The following is a 17,786-nucleotide window of genomic DNA, read 5'->3' as shown; positions in this document are numbered from 1 at the left end:
CGCTCTGGCTTTCTAAAAATGTGTGGGCTGCGCTTCGGCACTGAGATGTGTCATTCGCTTAGAGATCGGGGCTGCCTAAGCGATGCGAGCCGCCTAAGAACTCTCGCTGGATGGATGCCAAGCACGATAAAGGTGTAACTTCGAGTTTCGTTCCTTAATCAAATTAGAGATCTGCTCAAAGAATTGGCTGGTAGAGTCGCCACGCCGTAAATCACCAAAATAGAGTTCTCGCGCTTTGACGCGCTCTTCCGCCATCTCATCTTCTTGAATCCACGTCGGTAACAAACTGCTGAGTGATGCTCGGGTTTGCATGTTGATGACGGGACAGGCCGCCGATACCGGAGCATCGAGTAACAACTGTTGTTCATCTTGTCGACGATCGGTCAAGATAAGTGGCTTCTCGGGGCAAAGGTACAAGAAGTCGAGCCCCACGCTAGAAACATCGGTAATGAGCGCATCAAGCGGATCAAACATCGCCAATATGTTCCCTGCTGGCACATACTGATGTTCGAATCCGCGGTCATACGACTTCTCTATCAACGCACAAATCGCTTCGTGAGCCTGCCGAATCTCTAGATTTCTAGAATCAATGACTCGCGGGTGCGGTTTATATATGACGCGCGTATCTTTCATGGTCAGCAACCCGCTAATGATATCGGCACCGTAATAATCTAGTGAGGTGTAGTTGTTGCCTTCGTTCTCACCCTCCCACGTGGGCGCATACATGATGGTCCGTTTGGAGCTGGGCTCAAGCATTGCCTCAAATTCGACATCTAACTGGGGTCTTCCCGTAACGACGAGCTTCTCGACTTCAAAATCAATAAGCCGTGCCTTATGACGCTCAATAGCGGCTGGTCCAGCAACAAACACTCTGTCGTAAGCTTTCGCTTTGTTTGAAACCATTGAGAGCTTGTCACTTTCACCATGGTTCACGTGTACATGAACTGGTCGTGGGTGCTCGAGCGATTGGAAGTTTGTACGACTATTATTTACATAAAGAACTAACTGATATTGATTATCTTCATATAGATCCATGAGACTAGAAAATCTGCGGACAAAGATCCTAGGTAGCTCCGTGTGCTTCCGTATTAGGCGAAATGTTTCCACTTTCCGGAACAGTAATACTACGTTGTGCTGCAAATGTAGCTTTTCAAGAATCGGGAGCCACTGTAATAGCTGATATACCTTGTCGGGTTCGTCGCCAAAATATACAACGACGCTTCCTGGAATCTGAATTCCTTCAATTTCATGATTAAAAGATTTACCATTTTCGATGCCAATCCACCCAAGGGCTTCCTGCAATTTAATGCTACGTCCGAGTGCCCCTGCCAACTGCCGACTTTCCGCCCTAAATGCATCAACACATTGCTGGATTATTCCTGACATGATGTGCGGTACCCCCTGTACGAAGTAATGGATCTTTTAGGGTAGATAATTGGCTAGGCTGTACCCAACAGCACATCGGCCGAATACCTTACTGGAAGTAGACGATAATGATCGACGATACCACTTTGGAGTCAGGGGTATACAGCATTAGTACCTCGGAAGAAGCTGCAACTAGCACCCGACCTGCACTGATGGTTACTTGGGCGATAAAACAGCCGTTTGGAGGCATGACGACCATGTGCCTCAAGCGTGCCAGCATGTTCCACGAACGCGGAATACCCAGTGCTGTCGTTACATTTGATCCGGAACCCGACTATCATTCGATACGCCAGTCTCTCGTTACTTCGGGTCAGCTGCATGCATCGGTTCCCATCGTCAACTTGCACGACTATTACTCGCAGATTCTTCCTGAGCATCCGGCCAGTGCAATCGAACCGACCGACACGCGAACCCATAATTGGATCCCCACTGGGGAAGTACGTCGCCCCAACGATAAGAGCCTCTTCTACAAGGACTACTCGGTATCCGAAAATAAGGAGCTGAAACGCAGGGAGTATTTTCGCGCCGACGGCACCTTGTATCTGGTGGATTGCACCTTACCGGCGACGGCGGATAGTTCGAAGCTCAGGCGCGTTCTACAGCTGTTTAGGAGAGGGCGGACACCCGTTGCCGAGTTCTCCAGCGCCGCCAAACTTTACCGACATTGGCTTTCGGTTATTGTCGGCAGCTCAGACACGGACGTGATAGTCGATAGCAAGTACTCTGCCGCCTTCCTAGGGTCGTGGAATCACCCCGGAGCGACCAAGGTGTTCAACTTCCACAGCACTCATGTGAGGGCCGGTCAGGACTCTCACACGGGAACCCTTTCCCGCGCGCACAAGGAAATCATCGATCAACGCACTTCGTGGGATGCCTTAGTATTCCTCACCGAATCACAGCGTAGCGCTTTCGTCAGGAGATTCGGCGATCAAGGCAACACTTTTGTGATTGGAAATCCGGCGGAAGGTCCGCCGGAACTGCCCAATCGCAATAAACGTGACCTTACGAAGGTTGTCTTTGTCGGTCGATTAACCCTAGGGAAAAATGTCGATCAGGTCATCGAAATTATGGATATTGTCTCTCGAACCGGACAACCAATCACCTTGGATATCATTGGTGATGGTGAACAACGTGGCGCTTTAGAACAGCAGGTCAAGGACCTAGGGCTTGAGAACGAAGTCAATTTCCTCGGCCACGTAGCTTCAGTTGATCAACACTTGTTAGCTGCCAACATTCTGCTTCTGTGCAGCAGTTTTGAGGGTCAGTCCCTTGCAATCTTGGAGGCGCAGGCTCATGGTTGCGTCCCTGTCGCCTATGATGTTGACTTTGGCCCCAGAGACGTTATAGAACATGGTGTCACTGGATATCTAGTGCCATACAAAGATATGTCCGCGGCCGCAGGCATTGTGATCAGGCTGCTGGGAGATGACAACTTAAGTTCAGCCATCTCAAGCAAGGCGTTTGAACGAGCCGAAATTTTTAACGAGGATTCTACGTTCGTTCGCTGGCAACAATCACTGACTACGGTCAGGGAGAACCGTCTCACGCTCGCGGTACTAAGCAGCATTAAACCAGTATTGAAAAGCCTTCATTTCCTCCCCGAGAATGAGCTGTCTATTGAGGTTCACTGGCCTAGCGATGATCTTGAATTCGATGGTATGGAGCTAATGGTCGTCCCGCGCGGGATAACTGCGCCCGGTAAAGTCGCAACTATACCTCCCAGCGAACTCGGCAAAGATCGAGCAACATTTATCATCCCGGACAGCATCCGAAGAGCGACAGATGAAGATGCTCCCTTAGATCTAAATATCCGCCTAATTTCGGGCGTCTCAACAGTCAGCGTCCGGCTTGGCGCACCTAACCGGCAGTCAATGACTCCTTACCTCACTGTTTACGGCAACCTCAGTATCAAGTAGGTTTTCGTCACTACGACAGACGGATGCCGTTTCTAGCCTTCCGTAAGAAGGTAGAAACGGCATCCGTTTTTGAAGGCCCCTGTCACCTAGTGATGAAGGACGGGGGAATCCTCCTTGCTAGGGTGCAGGGACAGGATTTTCTGGGCTTGGAACCATGTTGGTTGCATTGGAGTATGCAACTTCATCGGTGCCTTGGTCATCTGTGTAGCCGATGGCCAAGCGCACGTAGTGGTTCTGTTGTCCGGTAGTAACGGTGAAGCTGGCCATGTTCGATCCATCGCCGGTGGCTCCGGCGATGTCGCTCCAGTTTTCTCCGTCGGTGCTCTGTTGCCAGGTGTAAACGCCACCTGGCTCTTCGAGCACGGATTCGGCACCGTCTGCGTCGCTCATGTGGGTAGTGATGTGCAAGCTGTCGCCGACCTGTGGGGCCTGCGGTGCAATCACCGCCCCGACGGGTGCGTCATTGACATTTGCAACTGCCTCGGTTGGTGCAGAGGCAATCTGTTCGTGAGTCCCCGAACCATCGATGTAGGTGACCTGTACCCGGACCGGTGCGCCAACCTCGGCGTCGGTGAGGGTGAAGGTTCCGCTTTCGTTGGTCTGGGTGGTGACCCAGGCGTTGCTGAACGGATCGGTTCCCGCTTCAACGAAGGACTGCAGCGAGTACGTTAGCTTCGAATCGATTCCATCGGAATCGGTGACTGCCGAAGCGTCCGTGGTGATTTCGCCGTCCTCTGATATCGGTGCGGTGAAGCCAAGGACTACCTCGCCTGCGGCCTGTCCACAATTTGCCGTGGTTCCCAGTGGCAAGCAGACGACCTTATCGTTGAACTGAATACGCTCAATATTCCGTAGCACGTTGGACATTTCCTCACCTTCCAGCGTGTTCACTACCTTGAACACGTTGGCTTCGAGCTCGGTGATGGTGTAGTCCTCGGCGATACCTTCAAACACTGCGGTGTCGATGATGCCCGCTTGATTTTCCAGTTGGAGAACCTCGCGTACAACATGTAGCTCGCTGGGGTTGATGGTTCCGTTGAGCATCCGGGTGTTGAACTTAGCCATTGAATCCTGAGATTCAACTTCTCCACCTTCCGGACGGTACTCGATGCGTACGTTCAGCCATGCGTCCCCGTCGACGAAGTTGCGTCCGTCGCGCGGTTCAAGCAGGTCCGAGCCCTTGCCACCGAGCAGGATGTTGTTGTTGAAGTCCCCGTCAAAAGCGACGGGATCATCTAGTAGGAACGGGCGGGCGTAGGCAGGGATCTTTCCTCCGCCAAGCAAATCGCGTAGTCCATCAACCCTGTCCAGATGGGCTTGGGTCAATGCGTGGCCATAACCGATCTTGCCCCCGGAGGGATCGAAGGTCAGATCAATGCCGCCCTGGGAACCGCGAATGATGTCATTGCCGTCCCAGCCGCTAGTTGCCTCGGTTTGTAGGAACCTATCGCGAATTGCCGTGAGATCCTGTGGCATTCCAACGATGAAGCCCATGTCGGCATTGACGGGTGTGGTGTGACCCTTGTGGGTCACCCAGTCAAAGCCGAGAACACCGGAGTACCTATCGGTGCCCGGCCCGGCAACCATGATGTCGTCCCCACCTTCTGCGTCGAGGTCATTGTTGCCACCGTTGCCGATGAGCACGTCGTGACCGCCGTGGTAGAGGTTTGGATCGTTGAACATGGTATTGCCCATGTCTCCTTGGACCAGGTCGGCACCGCCTAGGCCTTCAAGCCAGTCGTCGCCTTCGTCGCCGTAGAGGATATCCGGTCCGGTAGAACCGATCAGGAAGTCATTACCCAGTCCACCGTGTGCGGTCACCCGATCTTGGCCTCCGAGCATCCAGTCAATTCCGGAACCACCAAAGGTTAGATCAGCGACACCCGGGCCGGGGTTCAGAACGTCGTTGCCGGCCTCACCCTGCAACCTATCCCCATCTCCGGCAATATCGGTGATGATGTCATCACCGTCGCCACCCATGAGGGAGTCGACTCCGTCATCACCTTCGATCCTGTCGTTTCCACCCTTGCCCCAGATCGAATCATCCCCAAGTCCGCCACGGATGGTGCTTGCGGCGTCGGTGTCCTGGATAACAATGTGTTCTGGTCCGGTGAAGCGCCAGCCCTTATCCGCAGATCCGGTAAGCCCTGCGGCGTTGAGTTCGGCTTGGGTGGAGTCCAAGTTGAACGTCAGTTGTGGTGCGGCAAACACATCATGCGGAACGCGGTCCGCCGTGGTATTGCGTAGCACGATCTGGGACAGCGAGTTCGCCTCCAAGGAGGAGAATAGCGTGTTGCCTAGGTTGCGTGTCAGGTAGTAGAAACGGTCACCATTCTGGAGGTCTTCGAGCTGCTGTTCAAAGATGTAGTTGAACGTGGAGCCCAACATTCCCCCGAAGATGTATGCCTTTTCCGCAAGTCCACCCATCCACAGATCGATGTCGTTGACTCCGGTGTCCGCTGCGGGTGCTGCCATGAAGGCTGCGTCCGCTGCAAGCACGGCGCCGGCTGCACGCTTAGCTTCAAGCGTTGTTGCATCCTTTACCGTTGCATGGTTTGCGTAGGCCGCTAGGAAGTTGACGATGGATTCAGGATTCTTCATAGAAAGCCTGAAATCCTCCCAACTGTCATAGGGCTCGAGTTGCGGATCGCCCGATTCTTCGAAGAACACTTCGCGTGCGGTCTGCATTGGTGGAACACCCGCATCCCTGGCACGGGCCAGGTTGATTGCCGGGAGATCCAGTGGCAAGCCCAGGAGCTTGTTCCGTAGCGTATCTGTAACAAACTCATCTATGCCGTTGGCCGTCTGGTTAGCCAAGCCCTTGAGGATTCCACCTGCAGATTCGCTGGCCGTCAACGGTGTACCGTCCGGGGCCGTAGCGAATGCCGTTGGATTCAAGAACGCATCAAGCAACGGAGTTTCAAGCATTGTTCCGTCAACCTCGCGTGGAACAGTCTCACGCAGCATTGAGTGTCCAAACCGGTAGACGGCGTGGGCAAACTCTGCGCTGATCGAGGAGTTCACGTTTGGCTGGTAGGAGTTCTCATTGAGAACTACCGGATCGATTGCCGGCTGGATACGCCGCGCAAATTCCTCGAATACCAGGTGCTGATACTGCATTTCTGTGAAGAAGCGTGCGGCTTGGAAGAGTCGCTCGCCGTAGTTCCAGAAGCCATCGGCCTTGTAACGGGCCAGCAGTTCTGCCGGCATGTTGTTTTCGAGTTCATCCTGGATCTGTTCTTGCATCCGGTTGTGTTCGGAGTGGAACACATGGTGAATCGAGGTCAGGCCAATATTTTCGTTGCCACGTCCATCACCGGTGATGTAGTGAGCCTCCAATGAATCGTTGTCATAACCGGGAATGGTTACCCCGTCAGCGCTAATTGATGGTGCCGCCGGAGTTGCCCCGTGGGCAATGTCATCAAGGAATGAGGCATTGGCGGTGAGCACTCCATCTGTTGACAATGGAGCCTCACGATTACCCGACTTTAATCCATCGGCAAAGGCGAGTTGTGCTTGGCCATTTGCATCAAGGATTAGTGCTCCGTAGGGATCTGTTGCGATCAGCGGGACATCCAATACGTCAAAGTCGTCCATGGCAATGCCAAGAATCGTGCGTGCCTGGTCCTTGACGTTCTTCCAAGTTGGAAGGCCATCCCCGTTTGCTCCATTGAGGATCTTTCCGGTGGGCGTCGGGCTCCCATTCACCAAGACGTATTCACGCATGAATGCCTGGTGGGATGCGTGGGAACCATAGGTCTGGTTCTGGTCCACGAAGGGAGTTGTCCGGTTCACGTGTTCGCGCTGTCCACCGGTGGTATCGATGGTGGCACGTGTCAGGGTCAGGAAGTTTGTCGCCGATCCTTCGACATAGAGCGGATCATCCGGCTTCAAAGGGATAACAACGGTTCCGTTGCCACCCTTGGAAACCAAATCCAAACCGTGATCAAAGAACTGCCCAAAAATTGTAAAGAGGCTGGTGGCCGAGGCCGACAGTCCTTCATCGGTGGCAATATCCGGGATGACGTAGTTGGAGCTTTTAGCCAATGGGTTTACCAAGTTGTCCAAGCTCGTAGCTACGGCGGAATTACCGCCAAGAATCACAATGCTTGCCGGTTGTAGCCGAGTCAGCTCAGCTTCAACGACGGCGGGCAGCGTTCCATTACGTGGAACCAGAAGTATTGGTCCGCCTTTGGTTCCTGCCACCGAGGCAATAGACAACGCGTCTGGGTAATTGGCGTTGGTAGTAAGATAGGCTACCGCGACCGGACGCGTGAAGCTCGCGGCAGAAATCAACGATGCAGTTTCAACAGAATTGGCTCCACCGATTCGTGAGGTGGGCCAGCCTGCTTCGAGTTGGGTCTGAACCGAGGCCGAGACGGCACTGGTACCGCCAAGTATTACCACCTTGGCCGGGGCCAAACGCTGGATCTCCGCAAAGACTGCTGGAGGTATTGCGTTCTTCTGTACTAGCAGGACAGGCGAATTGTCACGGGCTGCAGGTGCTGCAGCGGCCAATGCGTCCTGGAAATTCTGACCTGTTGCCACATAGACAGTATTTACGGGATTATCAGTGACCGGATCTGGATGAGCATACTTGCTGATCTCGATGGCGGTGTTATACGAAGTACTACCCGAAATCCGTGTAACGCCAGCCGTTGCGTATGCCTCAAGCTGCGTCGCAACAGACGCGCTAATTGCACTTGTGCCGCCGGCAATGATTATGTTCTCCGGGCTAAGCCTGGTCAACTCCGCAGCTGAAACCGCTGGAATACTGTTCGGGTTGATCAGCAGTACAGGTGCGCCTGCAGCCTTAGCAACTGCACTTACCGTCAGTGCGTCCGAGTAATGATTTACTCGAGCGATCACTACAGTATTCACATTCGCCGGGAAATTAGCGGCACTAATGGCAGCAGACGTCGCGACTGAGGATGGGCCAAAGAGTCGACTCGCTTCGCCTCCGACTTCCAGTCCGCCCCCCTCAACCCGATCAGCTACCGCGCCAGCCGCGGCATTCGCAGTGGTCTGATCCACGATCAGGTTACTGATAGTGCGCGGCTCCGAGTCATAAACAAACCCTTCGGTTTGCTCGTAGCTCGTTTGTGCGCCCGGTTGATCAGTATTGTTGCCCGGCGCGAACGGCGGAGTAACTTCCGCTTCGTTGTACTTAGCCGGCAACAGACGCGGGAACACTTCTTGTGCCGTACCAAATCCGGCCTGGTCCGGCATCAGGTTATTCCAACGACCGTCCACCGTGCGAAGCCCAAATGGCAAAAGTGGCGACCCCACACAGGGGTCGCCATCCAAGTCAAAGTGCGTCTGCTTTGCGATATCGAACGTTGAAGTTGGCTTGCACAATGGCGATGAGTTCGCGTCTGCAAGAGTATCTTCGGCATGGGCCTCGGAAATCTCGATCTGCTTGATGATGAACTCAAGATCTCCCTGGGAAACGTTGAAATCTTGGCCTGGCGGTGGTGCCGCCGTGGCAGCGGGAACGTAAACCAACGCCCCTGTAACCACCATTGCCGCAGCTGCGGCAAAGGATCCTAGCTTCCTGCCCGGCGAACCGGTCGTGCTTCTTTTACTTCGCACCGTATTCTCCCCAAGAAAATAGCGGTCCGGCGCTTTTCGCCATTGGACCAACAAGGCCCGGACGCATCCCCCCAAATTGCTACGTCGATCCTGAGGTCCCACCCCCGAGTTGGATTAACTATCTGCGTAGATTCCCGATAAGTAAATAGTGGTTGGAGAAAACTTGCATTTATCTTTCATTTTCACCCTACTTTAGGAAACGGCAATTTTTAGATGCGACTCAAAAAGATCGCATGATTCTCAGCAATAGAAACAAGCCCTACGGCAGCAGTCTCGCCGAAGATTTCAACAATTTACCTCCGGGTCCTGATTGACAAGCAATCCAGAGGACGCCATATCCCCCAGTCAATTCAGGAAAATGCGCTATGGTCTACCGAATGCGGCCATACGCATACGAAACGTGAGGTTACTTAATCCACCATAAAGTAATACGCGTTTTAGCCTCCACGAAAACACCATTGGTTGCTCGATTCAACTAAATTTTCATCCATTACTCCTCCGCGCACGCTATCCATGTCCAGCATGGGCTCACGGGCTACACGCCCCGATCAATCGCAGGAAAACCTCAGCCCGAAACTAGTCTTCGGAAATCCGACTGCAATTCCATGGCGTCCGACTCACACCAATCACCGGTATTCCAGCACCACATATTTCCAGCTTCTGGAAACTATTACTTTCAACTCCCACACGCGGCAGAACGAAGCGTGCCTGGCCCGATGAATGCTCTTGCTGGAAGATTCAGTCATTTCCCCGGCAACCACTCGCCCAACACTTCACAGAAGGTCTATAAATCCACCAAATAAGGAACCAATACAATAGGCCCAGTCCCCTATCTTTGCTAAGCAAAATACAGCAGTATTGATTCTAGATTTGAGCTGCGAAGCATGTATTGAGACCAGGGAATTAATCGGATTCAAACCATGGGACCAGATTGCAACTACGCATGCATCAAAGCACTACCTACCCGTTGAAGAAATCAGTTAAGGATTTGAATATGAAATTCAAGAACTGGGCTGGGGACCAAGTTCGAGCCGCAATAAGCTCTACTACAGGTGTCAAAACGCGCAAGTGGCTGGGACTGGGAACCGCTACGGTGGCCAACCACGAGATAGATCACATTCCAGTGGCCGGCGATGTTATTGTCTATTTCAGCGATCTACCCAACAAGGCATACCAGCTTGAGCAATGGCTACCCACCCTGGAAAAACTCAACGAAGTACACCCTGTGGTGTTAGTATTCCGGAAAGTCCCGACGATGCGGTACTTTCGCTCGCGCAGTCACTTGCCGAAAATTTTCGTTCGCCGCTACGACGATCTGGTAACTCTCTACAGGTTCAACGACTTCAAATTATGCCTCTACGTTAATAATGGAGTAGCGAACTTCCAATCGCTCAGTGCGCCTAAACCTTTGCACGTCCATATTAACCACGGAGAGAGCGACAAACTTTCTATGGTTTCCAATCAGGCCAAGGCATATGACAAGGTCTTTGTCGCCGGACCTGCCGCGGTGGAAAGACACAAGTCGGTGCTCTTAGACTTCGATGCGTCACGGTTACTGAGTGTTGGTCGGCCCCAACTGGACTCAACATTTCCTAGACAACTCCCTCCATTCGCTGGGCGAACCATCATGTATGCCCCAACTTGGGAGGGAGAAAATGATGCCAATAATTACACATCGATTGACATATTCGGCGTCCAGATCATCCGAGCCTTGGCGGCCCTCTCCGAGACGCGTATTATTTACAAGCCGCATCCCCGAATCGCGACGTCAACCAATAATGGGGTAGCCCGAGCACATGCGGAAATCATCGAAATACTCCTCGCACTCAACAAAGATGGAGCAAACCACGTGGCCTCCCCGGAGGGCAATATCATTGCTTTCTTCCAGCAAGTGGAGGGGTTGTTGACTGATGTATCCAGCGTCGGGTTAGATTTCCTGTACTTACATCCGGAAAAGCCTTTGCTGCTCACAGATCGCGCCGATGATTTAGCTAGACTCCACCGTGAGGCACCCGTGAGCAGGGTATGCCCAGTCATCAGTCGTTCCAGCATCGAGGGCATCCTTGCGACTTTTGATCAGACCGTTCGAGCGACTTCTGCCAAGGACCGCAGGGAAATGCGCAGATACTACTTCGGAGACCAAGAACCAGGCAGCTCGACTCCCGCGTTCATAACGGCCATCGATTCACTGATCAACGCGCGAACTAGGCAATTAGCTGATCATGAAAATCATGGAAGTGCTATGACTTCTGGAGAAACTGAATAATCCACGCTCTCGGGGATCGGCCTGAAACAGCGCTCATTACATGACATCAGTACAGAGATCCACGTTCTTCAAATACGTGAGCTCGGTCTCACAGATTCCGCCTGCACTTCTAAACCTAATCTACCCTTGCTGACAGTCAGCTATTTGCACCCTCCGAGGACAGCACTAGCTGAGTTTGGAATATTCAATAGAGGTCTCTGCCAATGATTGCATGGCCAGCTCGAAATAGAGCCATATTTTTTCGTCCACATGATGTGGCGTGTACCCCGTGGCCCAGACATCATGGACAAGAGACTGTCCCGTCGATTCATTGGCAATCATGAATCTTCTGGCAGCTGATAAATTCTACGTCGATGCCAAAAGAGTTCGTAATTACCAATATCCAACGACCGCATCTGTACATGAGGTGTCCTAGGAATGACACATACTCTATACAGCTGCCACGCCGCGCTCCCCGGTACGTACCCGGATGGCCTCTTCCACCTGTGTCACCCAAATCTTCCCGTCCCCAGCACTACCGGTATTTGCGGTGGCGATGAGAACGTTGAGGATATCGTCACAGGAAATATCATCTACGAGGATTTCCAGTCGAACTTTGGGGAGTAAATCAACTGTAAATTCAGCTCCCCGATACACCTGAGTATGCCCGCGTTGCCTGCCATAACCGCTAGCTTGGCTTATTGTCATTCCCTGAACGCCATAGGACTCAAGAGCTTCTCGGATGAGGTCCGTCTTCTCTGGCCGGATGATTGCCGTAACGAGTTTCACGCGCTTACCTCTTCTTTGGTCTGGTCTTTTTCATGCTCAGATACGTTTGTTGACGGCTTAATGTGTGATGACGTGGCGGGGTGCGGGACGAAGGTTCCGCCGGTTCCCAGTCCACCAAACTCATAACCAGTCTCCGCATGCTGCATCAGGTCAATTCCCGCAATTTCCTCATCGCTGCTAATGCGGAAACCAAGGGTTTTATGGATCACAAGGCCAATAATCGCGGTCATGATTGCGGTAAATGCCATAACCAAGATGCAGGCGGCAAGCTGTGCCCACAATTGTCTGAAGCCTCCACCGTAGAAAAGTCCGCCGTCTTGCCCCTCGACTGGCAGCGCGATGAAACCAAGCGCAAGGGTGCCGATGATTCCCGAAACTAAGTGAACGCCAACAACGTCAAGAGAATCGTCATAGCCCCAGCGGTATTTCAGACCAACGGCCAATGCCGAAACGGCTCCCGCAACAAGTCCCAGACCAAGTGCTGCAACGGGTGAAATATTGGCGCACGCAGGGGTAATCGCTACCAAACCGGCAACGATTCCCGAAGCAGCACCCAATGAGGTGCTGTGTCCATCGCGGATTCGTTCAACGGCGATCCAGCCCAGCAAAGCGGCCGACGGTGCGGCAAGCGTATTGATCCAAATAAGGCCCGCTTCTTCAACGGTGCTTGCGGCCCCTCCATTGAACCCAAACCAGCCAAACCACAAAAGTGCCGCCCCGAGCATCACCAAGGGGATGTTGTGCGGACGTTGACTTGGATCTTTTCCAAAGCCACGACGTTTTCCGAGGATTAGCGCTAGGACAAGACCTGCAACACCAGCATTGATATGTACTACTGTGCCACCAGCAAAATCAATGGCTTCCCCAACTACTGAACCAATAGCACCCTCGGAACCCAAGATTCCTCCGCCCCAGACCCAATACGCGATGGGAGCATAAACCAACGTCACCCAGATCGGGACGAAAAGTAGCCAGGCACCGAACTTAGCCCGATCGGCAATCGCCCCAGAAATCAACGCCACGGTAATGATCGCAAATGTTGCTCCGTAGCCAGCGGCAATCAAACCGTCTCCGCCAACCAGGCTTCCCATCCCAAACCCGTCTGCGGGGTTTCCAAATAGTCCCCCGATGTTTGCCCCTCCCCCGGCCATTGAGTTTCCCCACAGCACCCAAACCACGGTCACCAAGGAAATGGCCGAGAAACTCATCATCATCATGTTCAGGACACTTTTGGCTCGGGTCATACCGCCGTAGAAGAATGCCAATGCAGGACTCATAAGTAACACCAGTGCCGCACAGACCATCATCCACACATGCGTGGTTGTCAGCTCCATCTCTATAGCCTCCAAAATTCTTTGACGAGTACTTCTCGCCTTGATTCAAGAATCGCTGCGGGGTGTTTCAATCGTCTTGGCCTCCGGTTTCGCGGTAGTTACGAAAAGGCCTTCGACGTAAAGAGCTCGTGTCATATGCGTTGCGTGGATGTTTCCATTTACCTTTTGGGCATTAAAAAGGGCGGTCACAGAAATCAACTGTGACCGCCCTAAAGAACCTACTATTTCCGGAGAACCGGAAGTTCTATTTAGTCAAGAAGCGCGTCAACGAATACTTCTGCATCAAATGGCGCAAGGTCATCCGGGCCTTCACCCAGACCCACGAGTTTCACTGGCACACCGAGCTGACGCTGAATAGCAACAACAATGCCGCCCTTGGCTGTACCGTCCAGTTTGGTCAGCACAATACCGGTGACGTTGACTACCTCGGAGAAGACCTTGGCCTGATTCAGGCCGTTCTGACCGGTCGTTGCATCCAAAACCAGCAGGACTTCATCAACGGTTGCCTTCTTCTCAATGACGCGCTTAATCTTGCCAAGCTCATCCATGAGGCCAACCTTGTTCTGCAGACGCCCGGCTGTGTCGATCATGACAATATCGACTTCCTGATCGATACCGGCGCTCACTGCCTCGAAGGCAACCGATGCCGGGTCGGCCCCGTCAATGTCTGACTTGACCGTAGGAACTCCCACACGGTCCCCCCAAGTTGCAAGTTGCTCCGCGGCCGCTGCACGGAACGTATCTGCGGCACCCAGCAGGACATCCTTGTCTTCTGCAACGAACACGCGTGCCATCTTGCCTATGGTGGTGGTCTTACCGACACCGTTGACGCCAACAACCATGATCACGTTCGGGCGATCAGCATGACGAGTAGGAATGAAGTTACGATCCATTGTTGGATCAACTAGCTTGATAAGTTCTTCACGTAGCATGTCGTGGACGCGCTGCGGATCGCGGCTACCCTCGATCGTGACACGCTCACGCAATGCATCAACGAGTTCAAGTGTTGGTTCGGTGCCAAGGTCCGCGAGAAGAAGGGTTTCTTCAATTTCGTCCCAGACATCTTCATCAATCTTGTCTTGGCTCAAGAGTGCCAGTAGACCCTTACCCAGAGCATTGTTGGACTTGGTCAGTCGGGCACGCAGGCGTGCCAAACGTCCCTGAACAGGTTCTGGTACATCGGTAGGAACTACTACCTTGCCAACCTGCTCATCCTCTACCTCAAGGACTAGCTCTTCGACTACATCGCTCGGAGCGAGAGTTGTAGGAGCCTCCGTAGCAGCTTCCGGTGCAGTAATAGTTGGTGCTGGGTCGTTGGCATCACGCGGACCGGTGAACGTCCCCTTGGGGGCCTTGCGACCGCGAACCAAGAAGAAGGCAGCACCAATACCGATGACTGCAACCACTGCGACTAGGACAATGATTAGATAATTTTGATCTGACACTTCTCTAGCTTCTCACATACTGATTTCATGCCCATCTTCGTTGCTCACTAAACGGGCATCCCACGTCGCTACTCAGCTAAACTGGTGCCACCTATGTCTAAGAACCCTGTGACGCCAGATTCCTCTGATTCAATGCTTGGTGCATCGTCCGAGAAGCTTCCGTCAGTCCCCCGTGAAATCCGCGTATTGGTCGCGGCAGCCTTCGTTATTGCGCTTGGTTTTGGACTAATTGCACCCATTCTGCCGCAATTTGCCACGAGCTTTGACGTTGGAGCTGCCGCGGCAAGTGTCATTGTCAGTGTCTTTGCCTTTACCCGTTTGATTTTTGCTCCGGTCAGCGGAAAGCTCACCGATCGCTTGGGTGAGCCGGCCGTTTATGTCACCGGAGTATTGATAGTTGCGGCTTCCACAATCTTGTGTGGTTTCGCCCAGACGTATACACAGTTACTGATTTTCCGTGGTCTCGGTGGTCTCGGCTCAACGATGTTCACCGTCTCGGCCATGGCACTAATCGCACGAATGTCACCGAAGAAGATCCGGGGCCGGATCGCGGGCCTATATTCCGGAGCGTTCTTGCTGGGCAACGTCGCCGGCCCCGTCATGGGTTCCTTGATGGCTGGCTTAGGGTTCCGGTTGCCGTTCTTTATTTACGGTGGTTCACTCATAATTGCTGCAGCAATTGTCTACTTCTCTCTCTCACATTCAAGTAGAACCCAGCGTGGAGAAATCAAGGAAGCCGCGGTACCTATCGAACGTATCCAACTTTCGGAGGCATGGACGTTTGCCTCATTCCGCGCCGCTCTGGTATCCGGTTTCACCAATGGCTGGATGGCCTTTGGTGTGCGCATGTCATTGATTCCGCTCTTTGCAGTGGCAACCTTCGCCCAATATGGAACCCTCTTGGCTGGATTAGCATTGGCGATCTTTGCAGTTGGCAATGGTGCTGCACTCACCTTTGCCGGAAAGCTGACTGACACTTACGGACGCAAACGTCCGATCATTATTGGTCTTTCAATTGCTTCGCTCGCCACCGCCGTAATTGGGTGGGCGGACAACATCCCGCTCTTTATTGCTCTGTCGGTGATTGCTGGCATTGGCACCGGACTCATGGGTCCCGCTCAACAGGCGGCTATTGCCGACGTGGTTGGTCAGGGACGCAACGGCGGCAAAGTACTTGCCTCATTCCAAATGGCAACCGATTTTGGTTCCATTATTGGGCCAATTTTGGCTGGGCTCGTGGCCGACTACATCGGATACGGATGGGCGTTTAGCATGAGTGGCGTGCTAGGGCTCGTAGGTGTACTTGCCTGGATGTTTGTCAAAGAGAAACTAGTGCCGGAAAAAGAGGATGTCCAGCAACCAACATTTGGGAATCAAAAACCTCTCAAAGAATGACCCCTAGCTTGCACCTAACTGGACTCCCATAATCAACAATGTGTTGTTCTCTGGGTTCGAGATAAGCGTCGAACCCAGAGAACACTAACTAAATGAAGTTACTTCTAGCGGGGACGGACGCTAAGGTACCCGTTAGCCGTGACGTAAGGTTCCCGTCGTCCAGTTCCCTTCAGCATTGAGTCCGGAGACACCTCGAGCCGGCGAAGTTGCCCTTCTACGTCCTCAAGGCAAGCGCCTACCAAAAAGTCCATGATTTTGCCTTCCTGCGAAGACAAATCAAAATTAGCGCTAAAGCGACCGTCGAGCACGGGACACAGCAAGTCAACAAACGTGGTTGCTTGATCTCGTCTTGGGCGAACAACTATTCTCACTGCGCTAACTTTGGAAGCAACAATCAACCCTTCAAGCTCCACAGCTTTGCCGTTATCGACACAAGTATTTACCTGTATTGGCAATGCAAATTCCTCTTCGGTGTCACAAAGCTCAAGTAATTCTGCCTTCTGCTGAGCTCGGATCAGTTCAGTCTTTCGTCGATGAAGGTCATGTAATTCCTCTGTTGCCTGTACTGGTAGAAAGGCTTTCAAAAACAAAGAATGTGCGCTTATCCATTGGTCCTGTTTGGCAACTGCGTATCGTCTAAAGCGCGCCGGCTCGTAGATCTTCAGTCCCTTCCGACGCCACAACATCACGGTCATGTCACGAATCAAGGTTGGATCCGATCCCAACTCTGCAATGATTGTCGCGATTTTGGAAATAGAGTCAGTATAGCTTTGTGGGTCTATAGGCCTGAAGCTGATATTCGAGCCATCGGCGCGTGCCCGCAAGCTATAGTAATCGTAGTCTGCAGCGATTCCGATTCTTTTTGCCAGCAGGTAGCATGCAGCCATGAACATTCCATCTTCGAGCCGAACCGGCTCTTCAGCAAATTGCAGTCTGTTCTTTTCGATTAAAGAGCGCAAGACAAGTTTTTGGGGCGTCATGGTTTTCAAAGCAGTCACAGGAGAAACTGATAGCTGTGTCTTTGCGTAGATACCAGATGTCTGTTTACGACCACCAATACCGATAGTCTTCGGGAGAACAACATCTAGCTGGTTTTTAAGCGCGAATTCACACATGCGCCTAAGGCTCTCAGGAGAAACCAAATCATCGCCGTCGGCAAAGAACACAAAATGTCCTTTCGCCATGGAAAGCCCGACATTCCGTGGTTTCCCCGCCCAACCACTGTTCTCCTGATGAATTACCGTAATGTTTGAGTACTTCTCAGCGAAGCGATCGAGAATATTTCCGCTGTCATCAGTAGAACCATCATTGACGACAATAACCTCAAATCTATCGGACGGTAGATCCTGAGAAACTAGGCTCTCGAGAAAGGCTGGTAAGTACGGCTCCGTATTGAATACTGGAACAATAACGCTGACTAGTAGGCTGTTCTTTGCTGGCCGATAGTCACTACTGAACCTTGTTCGAATTCGACGAACAAGCGAACGAGTTTTCTTGGCAATGTACACGAATTCTCAATTCAAAAACGATAGATGACTTGCATAGTTACGGGTTTACATAGAACCGAATGTTGGCACGAGACACGAGTCTATTCCAAACAAACGTTGTATAGCGACTATGCAATACTTCATGGACGGAGTTTAGG

9 protein-coding genes are annotated in these 17,786 nt (G+C 52.5%); 3 read left to right on the top strand and 6 right to left on the bottom strand.

The window, feature by feature from the left end; all coding sequences use genetic code 11:
* Nucleotides 1-93 precede the first annotated feature (93 nt).
* Nucleotides 94-1,386 (bottom strand): CDP-glycerol glycerophosphotransferase family protein, encoded by a 1,293-nt coding sequence (locus CQ018_RS12310; RefSeq protein WP_105550297.1) that lies wholly within the window; start codon nt 1,384-1,386, stop codon nt 94-96.
* A 107-nt stretch (nt 1,387-1,493) separates the two neighbouring features.
* Here CQ018_RS12310 and CQ018_RS12305 point away from each other — a divergent pair, with 107 nt between their 5' ends.
* Complete coding sequence (locus CQ018_RS12305) at nt 1,494-3,341, top strand: glycosyltransferase (protein ID WP_105550296.1); 1,848 nt, start codon at nt 1,494-1,496, stop codon at nt 3,339-3,341.
* A gap of 117 nt (nt 3,342-3,458) precedes the next feature.
* Here CQ018_RS12305 and CQ018_RS12300 read toward each other — a convergent pair whose 3' ends face one another.
* Entirely contained in the window at nt 3,459-8,933 is a 5,475-nt protein-coding gene (locus CQ018_RS12300; protein WP_146111892.1) for a peroxidase family protein, read from the bottom strand.
* Nucleotides 8,934-9,927: 994 nt separating this feature from the next.
* On the opposite strand from CQ018_RS12300, the gene CQ018_RS12295 reads away from it, so the two are divergent.
* Nucleotides 9,928-11,199, top strand: a complete 1,272-nt coding sequence (locus CQ018_RS12295) for a CDP-glycerol glycerophosphotransferase family protein (RefSeq protein WP_105550294.1) — start codon at nt 9,928-9,930, stop codon at nt 11,197-11,199.
* Nucleotides 11,200-11,628: 429 nt separating this feature from the next.
* Here the strand turns inward: CQ018_RS12295 and CQ018_RS12290 are convergent, their stop codons facing one another.
* From CQ018_RS12290 to ftsY, 3 genes are all read right to left on the bottom strand, one after another.
* Nucleotides 11,629-11,967, bottom strand: coding sequence for a P-II family nitrogen regulator (locus tag CQ018_RS12290; protein WP_105550293.1), 339 nt, complete (start codon nt 11,965-11,967; stop codon nt 11,629-11,631).
* On the bottom strand, nt 11,964-13,301 hold the full coding sequence (locus CQ018_RS12285; RefSeq protein ID WP_105550292.1) for an ammonium transporter: 1,338 nt from the start codon (nt 13,299-13,301) through the stop codon (nt 11,964-11,966). Before CQ018_RS12285 ends, CQ018_RS12290 begins: the two co-directional genes overlap by 4 nt.
* A gap of 248 nt (nt 13,302-13,549) precedes the next feature.
* Entirely contained in the window at nt 13,550-14,746 is a 1,197-nt protein-coding gene (gene ftsY, locus CQ018_RS12280; protein WP_105550291.1) for a signal recognition particle-docking protein FtsY, read from the bottom strand.
* A 93-nt stretch (nt 14,747-14,839) separates the two neighbouring features.
* Here ftsY and CQ018_RS12275 point away from each other — a divergent pair, with 93 nt between their 5' ends.
* Nucleotides 14,840-16,141 carry an MFS transporter gene (locus CQ018_RS12275; RefSeq protein WP_105550290.1) on the top strand — a complete coding sequence of 434 codons (1,302 nt, stop codon included), beginning with the start codon at nt 14,840-14,842 and terminating at the stop codon, nt 16,139-16,141.
* A gap of 104 nt (nt 16,142-16,245) precedes the next feature.
* On the opposite strand, the gene CQ018_RS12270 is transcribed toward CQ018_RS12275, so the two are convergent.
* On the bottom strand, nt 16,246-17,649 hold the full coding sequence (locus CQ018_RS12270) for a glycosyltransferase (RefSeq protein ID WP_105550289.1): 1,404 nt from the start codon (nt 17,647-17,649) through the stop codon (nt 16,246-16,248).
* Nucleotides 17,650-17,786: the final 137 nt, after the last annotated feature.

Source organism: Arthrobacter sp. MYb227, from assembly GCF_002975435.1.
In the GTDB taxonomy this organism is placed as follows: domain Bacteria; phylum Actinomycetota; class Actinomycetes; order Actinomycetales; family Micrococcaceae; genus Paeniglutamicibacter.
Note: the sequence above shows the minus strand (reverse complement) of the source record. Positions and strands in the feature narration are given on the sequence as shown.

Coding starts and splice junctions, on each gene's coding strand:
- CQ018_RS12310 (WP_105550297.1), bottom strand. CDS start 1,386: ATGTCAGGAATAATCCAGCAATGTGTTGATGCATTTAGGGCGGAAAGT.
- CQ018_RS12305 (WP_105550296.1), top strand. CDS start 1,494: ATGATCGACGATACCACTTTGGAGTCAGGGGTATACAGCATTAGTACC.
- CQ018_RS12295 (WP_105550294.1), top strand. CDS start 9,928: ATGAAATTCAAGAACTGGGCTGGGGACCAAGTTCGAGCCGCAATAAGC.
- CQ018_RS12285 (WP_105550292.1), bottom strand. CDS start 13,301: ATGGAGCTGACAACCACGCATGTGTGGATGATGGTCTGTGCGGCACTG.
- CQ018_RS12275 (WP_105550290.1), top strand. CDS start 14,840: ATGTCTAAGAACCCTGTGACGCCAGATTCCTCTGATTCAATGCTTGGT.